5 protein-coding genes are annotated in these 5,845 nt (G+C 64.8%); 4 read left to right on the top strand and 1 reads right to left on the bottom strand.

Annotation, left to right across the window (positions count from 1 at the left end; all coding sequences use genetic code 11):
* The 4 genes from KDH09_11355 to KDH09_11340 form a co-directional block, all read left to right on the top strand.
* Positions 1-431: ABC transporter permease (locus KDH09_11355; protein ID MCB0220284.1), on the top strand; the 431-nt coding region annotated here is incomplete at its 5' end.
* Between the two features lie 317 nt (positions 432-748).
* Positions 749-1,696 (top strand): hypothetical protein, encoded by a 948-nt coding sequence (locus tag KDH09_11350; GenBank protein MCB0220283.1) that lies wholly within the window; start codon positions 749-751, stop codon positions 1,694-1,696.
* A gap of 54 nt (positions 1,697-1,750) precedes the next feature.
* Positions 1,751-2,470, top strand: coding sequence for a hypothetical protein (locus KDH09_11345; protein ID MCB0220282.1), 720 nt, complete (start codon positions 1,751-1,753; stop codon positions 2,468-2,470).
* Between the two features lie 13 nt (positions 2,471-2,483).
* Positions 2,484-3,467, top strand: coding sequence for an ABC transporter ATP-binding protein (locus KDH09_11340; protein MCB0220281.1), 984 nt, complete (start codon positions 2,484-2,486; stop codon positions 3,465-3,467).
* A 110-nt stretch (positions 3,468-3,577) separates the two neighbouring features.
* Here the strand turns inward: KDH09_11340 and KDH09_11335 are convergent.
* Positions 3,578-5,845: thrombospondin type 3 repeat-containing protein (locus KDH09_11335; protein ID MCB0220280.1), on the bottom strand; the 2,268-nt coding region annotated here is incomplete at its 5' end.

The raw sequence follows: 5,845 nt of genomic DNA, 5'->3' as shown, positions 1-5,845 counted from the left end.
CACCGAGCATGATGATCATCATGGTGGTGATCGGCTTGACCAGCTGGACGGGCATCGCGCGGCTCATCCGTGCCGAAGTGCTCAAGGTCCGAACCATGGACTACGTGCAGGCCGCCCGCTCGCTGGGCGTCGCGAACTCACGCATCATCTTCCGCCACATCCTGCCCAACTCCCTGGCGCCGGCCATGGTGAGCGCCACCTTCGGCATTGCCGCCGCCATCCTGGTCGAGAGCTCGCTGGCCTTCCTGGGCTTTGGCGTCCCGCCGCCCACGGCATCCTGGGGCGAGGCCCTCTCCCAGTCGCGCGCCTACATCGAGTTCGCCTGGTGGCTCACCGTCTTCCCCGGCGCGGCGATCTTCATCACGATTACCGCCTTCAACCTCGTCGGTGAGGGCCTGCGCGACGCGACGGACCCGAGGCTGGCGAGGTAGAAGTCGCCGCAGGCGAACCGCTCAGCGCGCCCCCGCGACCGGGGGAGCCGGCCGCGAAGCGGACTGAGGGGGCTCTTTCAGCCCCCCTTCTGCCCTGCCGGGCAGCTTCCCCCGGCGCGGGGGAAGCGCTGAATTGTGAAGTGGCTCACGCCGCGTTCTCCTCTTTTCCCCCACATTTCAGGGGGTTGGAAAGCCGCCCGTTTTTCCCGTATACTCCTGAGTCCTTCTGTCACCACGGCAAAGGCGGGGATCTGTGAGCGCCGCGCGGCGCTCCGGGTGCAAGCTGATACATCCCCTGTACTTGAGGGTAGAGTTGCGTGGCGGCCAATCCACATCCTGACCAGACAGAGCGAATCCTGCTCGATGCCGGACTGATCGATTCGCTCCAGCTCTCGGCGGCGCGAAAGCGCATGCGCCGGGCCGGTGGCACGCTGCCGGGCTCGCTGGTGCGCATGGGCCTCGTGCCCGAGAGCCGGGTCCTGCACCTGCTCTCGCGCGGCTACAGCCTGGGCGTGGCCGATCGCGACCGGCTGCGCGCGCCCCAGCCCGCCGCTCTCGAAAAACTCGATTTTCAGGACGCCTGGGAAAACCGCGTCCTGCCGTTGCGACTCGAAGAGCGCGGCGGCCAGACCCTGCTCGAAGTGGCGCTCTCCGATCCCGAGAGCGTGGACAAGCTGATGCTGCGCCCCGATATGGCGGGCGTCGAATTCCTGCGCCTCGTCAGCGGCGAGCGCGAGCTCGAGCGCGCCATCGAGGCCGCTTACGACCAAAAGGCCACCCCCTTCCGGTCGGTGGCCCTGGATTCGGCCACCATGCGCGACTCCATCGGGCAGGAGCTCTACCCCCTGCGCGAGAATCCCCCGGCCGAGCCGGCAGAGGCCCCCGCGCCCCCGCCGCCCCCAGAGACGGAACTCGAAGTCGACACGAGCGCGGCGGCCGACGATTCCGACCTGCCCGAGGTGGAGCTGGAAGTCGAACCGGCCGAGACCTGGCAGGAAGTGCCGGCGGCCAACGCGCATCTCGAAGCAGCCGGCCCCATTCCAGAAGACCCTGAAGAAGCTGCCCGAGAGGACGCCATGGCAGAGGACCCGAGCTTTGAACTGGTGGGTGTGGTCGAGAACCTGCCCGACAAGACGAGTGATGAGGCCGGGCCCTCCAAAGAGCTGGTGGCAATCCGTGTGCTGCTGGAGCTGCTCGAGAGCAAGGGCGTCCTGACCCGCGAAGAATATGTGGCGGCATTGCGCCGCGCGGCAAAACCTGACTAAGTAGACGGGAGCGGGTCAAAAAGCCGCTTCCGGGGAATCCGTAAGGGAGAATTCATGGCCACACAGCGCAGACGTCTCGGAGAGATCCTCGTCGATGCCGGAGTCATCGACGAGTTCCAGCTCCGCAGTGCCCTTGCCGACCAGCAACGCTGGGGTGCCCGGCTGGGTACCACGCTGGTCAAGCTCGGTTTCGTGACCGAGGAAGTGATGGCCAAGGCCCTTTCGAGCCAGCTCAAGATCCCCAACGTGAACCTGCGCACCACGGACATTCCCGCCGAAGTGGTGAAGATCGTTGCGGTCGAAAAGGCCGAGAAGCACGGCATCATTCCCGTCATGCTCAAGGAAGAGGGCAATCGCAAGGTGCTGTATCTTGCCATGAGCGACCCGGCCAACCTGGGCGTTCTCGACGAGCTCCAGTTCGCGACCGGTCACATGGTCAAGCCCGTGATTGCCATGGAGTCCCAGATTCAGGATGCGATTCGCCGCTACTATCACGGCGGCCCGGTCGCCGAATCCGGGATCGAAAGCGAAGGCAAGGATGAGCTTCAGCCCATCCCCATGCGACTGGCTCCTGATGCGGCCAGGCCCCAGCACGAGCCCAAGTCCGAGCTGACCCATCGCGAGGAAGTCACTCTTTCTGCAGACGGAAAGATGGAAGGCAGGGACGACGGCCGTCCGCGTCCCTCCAAGGAAATGCTCGCCCTGCTGCGCCTGCTCTCGCGCAAGGGACTCATCACCAAAGAAGAGTTCATCGAAGAATTCAAGAACCTCTAGGTCTCTGCAATCCATGGCACTTCTCGAAGTCGAAAATCTCGTCGTGTCTTTCGGGACCGATGCCGGCCCGCTTCGGGCCGTCGACGGCGTGTCGTTTTCCATCGACAGGGGCAAGACGCTCTGTCTGGTGGGCGAGTCGGGTTGCGGCAAGTCGGTGACCAGCCTCTCGCTGCTGCGCCTCATTCCCAACCCGCCGGGCCGCATCGAGTCGGGCGCCATCCGCTTCGACGGGCAGGATCTGCTCAGCCTCCCCGAAAGCGAGATCCGAAAAGTCCGCGGCAAGCAGATTGCCATGATTTTTCAGGAACCGATGACCAGCCTCAACCCGGTCTATACGGTGGAGAACCAGATCGCCGAAGTGCTGCGCCTGCACCTGGGCATGAACAAGGCGCAGGCCGCCGACCGGGTGGCAGAGCTGCTCGACCAGGTGGGCATTCCCGCCCCGCGCCAGCGGATGAAGGACTATCCCCACCAGCTCTCGGGCGGCATGCGCCAGCGCGTGATGATCGCCATGGCGCTCGCCTGCGATCCGGCCCTGCTCATCGCCGACGAGCCCACCACGGCGCTCGATGTGACCATCCAGGCGCAGATCCTCGAACTGATTCTGAAGCTGCAGGAAGAACGCGGACTGGCCGTGCTGCTCATCACCCACGACATGGGCGTCGTCGCCGAGATGCACGGCGAGGTGGCTGTCATGTATGCCGGCCGCATCGTTGAGCGTTCGGGCACCGAAGCGATCTTCGAAAACCCCTTGCACCCCTACACCCGCGGCCTGCTCGCTGCGATCCCGCGCCCCGATCCGGTCACCGGCTCGACCAAGCGCGAGGGCGCCCGGCTGGCCAGTATTCCCGGCCACGTGCCCGACCTGCGCCGCCTCAAACCCGGCTGCCGCTTCGCCGACCGCTGCAGCCAGGTGCAGGACCGCTGCCACGAAACCGACCCCGCCCTGGAGACCAAACAGGGCCACGAAGTCGCCTGTTTGGTCGTGGAATCCTGACGGTCATTTTGGTTTGTATGTGTAGGGGCGGGGTCTACCCGCCCTTGTTACGTAATGGCACAAACAAAGGGCGGGTGAACCCCGCCCCTACCTTTTCGAATCGGCACTCTCTACTGACAGGAAACGCCGAAGGAAGACTCGCAGACATCGCCGATTCCGTCGAGGTCATCGTCTTCCTGCGCAGGGTTGGATGCGCACGGGCAGTTGTCGACCGAGTCGATGATCCCGTCGCCGTCGCTGTCGGCGCGCGTGGTTGAGGTGCGGAATCCGCCCAGACGCAGGCCGAAGTTCTCTTCGTAATCCATCAATCCGTCGAAGTCGGGATCGTTCGTGTTCAGGAAGATCTGGTGGCCGCCGCTGCGATCGAGATCGTCGCTGTCACAGGCCGCGCCGTATTTGTCCTCGTCCTGATTGAGCTGGCCGGTGCCCGAAGTGCGCGAGAGGTTCGCCGTTTGGGAAAGGATCTCCAGCTCGAAGGTCGAGTTCTGCTCGGTCAGTTTCACCCGCGGCTCCCCGGGAAGCGAAACCAGATTGGGGCAATCGAGCGGGATCGTGTTGTGCAGGACGCCGGGGATTCCCGCCAGGGTAAGCTGCGTTTCGAGCCCGCAGAGGATCTCCGGCTTGGTGGCATCGGCGTCCGACATGTAGCTGACCGTCTGGGTCGTCACGCTCGGCCCGCTCAGGTCGGTGCTGCGCACCTGGATCGAATAGAGCGTGCTGTTCTGCACGGTTGCAACGCTGAAGTTCTCGAACAGCGCCTGGAAGGAATTCACCGTGAGTGGGCAGTTATCCGTCCCGTCGTTGATCCCGTCATTGTCGGTGTCGGCGTCTCCGGGGTTGGTCTGAATGATCTGCCCGGCCTGGGGCTGCACCTCGCGATTGTCGTCGATACCGTCGCCGTCGTAATCCATGCCCGAGAGCTGGCGGATCGTGACATTGAGATCGCAACCGGCCGCGCCGCCGAACGTGCTGGTGCGAACGCCGCCCGGGAAGGTGAGATCCGTGAGCACGTCACCGGCTCCGTCGAAGTCCGAGTCACGCTGGTCGGAGTTGCCATGGGTCGGGCAGTTGTCGATCCGGTCGTTGAAGCTGATGGGCGTGCCCTCGTCACCGATCCCGTCACACAGGTCGCCGCCGACGGTATCGGGATCGCTGCAGTTGGGATTGGGCGCTTCCTCATCGCCGTCGGTATCGGCCAGCACCGGATTGGTGTGCACGACCACGCCGTTGCGCAGGGAGAAGCCGGCCGATTCGGTCCCGTCGGGAATGCCGTCGCCATCGACGTCCGCCACGTTGGGATTGAGCGAGGGAGTGCCCATCGGCAGCGGCGCCATCAGCGCGCCACCGACAAAAACGCCCGAACCCGTGCACTGCCCGCAGAGCTGGAGCGGGTCGCACGGATTGTAGCGACAGATACGGTGCACCAGGTTGATCTCGGGCTGCACGACGATGTCGAAGGTCGCGATCTCGAATACGGGGTTGGGCGTGCTGCAGTAGTTCGCGCCGCACTCGGTGGGCAGATCCTCGATGTCGCGGGCCACCTCAGCCCGATCGAGCATGCCGTCCCCGTCGCTGTCGGCGCGGAAGGGGTTGGTCCCGTAGAAACGCTCGTCACTGTCGGAGAGTCCGTCGTTGTCGGAATCGACGTCCAGCGCAGTGCCCACGATGTAGGGCGAGGGATCGAATCCGTCGAGCGCGGCCGGATCGTCCTTGGCCGTAATGGGAACACCATCGGGGCGATCGGCATCGGTGTTGGGATCGAGCGGCGGGTAGGTCTGCTTGAGCGCCAGCGGCGGCAGCATCGGACCGCTCGTATCGGGATAGGTGATCGTCACCACGTCGAGCGGGCAGCCCGCATCGAAGATCTCTTCGGAAACCGCGCAGCCGAGGAACTGCTTGAGAGCGGCCCACTCGGCGCCATCCGAGAGACCGTCGAGATCGGAATCGGGAAAGCGCGGATTGGTGAACGTGCACCGGCGCGAGTTCAGGGAGACGCCGCCAAAGCAGCCGTTGACGTCGTTGATCAGGTCCCCGGCCGTCACCAACGGGCTCACCACGCCCGGGTCGGGGTTGCCGTCACAGGGGCCATTGTCAAAGTCGAGCGCGCCGAAGGAAGTCTGCTCACGAAGCAGCGCGAGCATCTCCTCGGGCTGGCACTCCAGCTCGTCGGGGAGGCCGTCGTTGTCGTCATCGAGATCGGCATTGTCGCCGATGCCGTCGAGGTCGTTGTCGGAAAACTCGGTGGGATCGAAGGGGAAACGGTCGGCGTTGTCGGCTTCGCCCACGCCATCGGCATCGATGTCGTCGTCCTCACCGTTTGGCGTACCGTCGCAATCGTAGTCGTGCACCGTGGCGCGGCCGCGACAGATACCCGGCAT

The organism is Chrysiogenia bacterium (assembly GCA_020434085.1).
GTDB lineage: Bacteria > JAGRBM01 > JAGRBM01 > JAGRBM01 > JAGRBM01 > JAGRBM01.
Note: the sequence above shows the minus strand (reverse complement) of the source record. Positions and strands in the feature narration are given on the sequence as shown.

Excerpts from the sequence above, each read along its gene's own strand:
- KDH09_11345 (MCB0220282.1), top strand. The coding sequence starts at position 1,751 with ATGGCCACACAGCGCAGACGTCTCGGAGAGATCCTCGTCGATGCCGGA.
- KDH09_11340 (MCB0220281.1), top strand. The coding sequence starts at position 2,484 with ATGGCACTTCTCGAAGTCGAAAATCTCGTCGTGTCTTTCGGGACCGAT.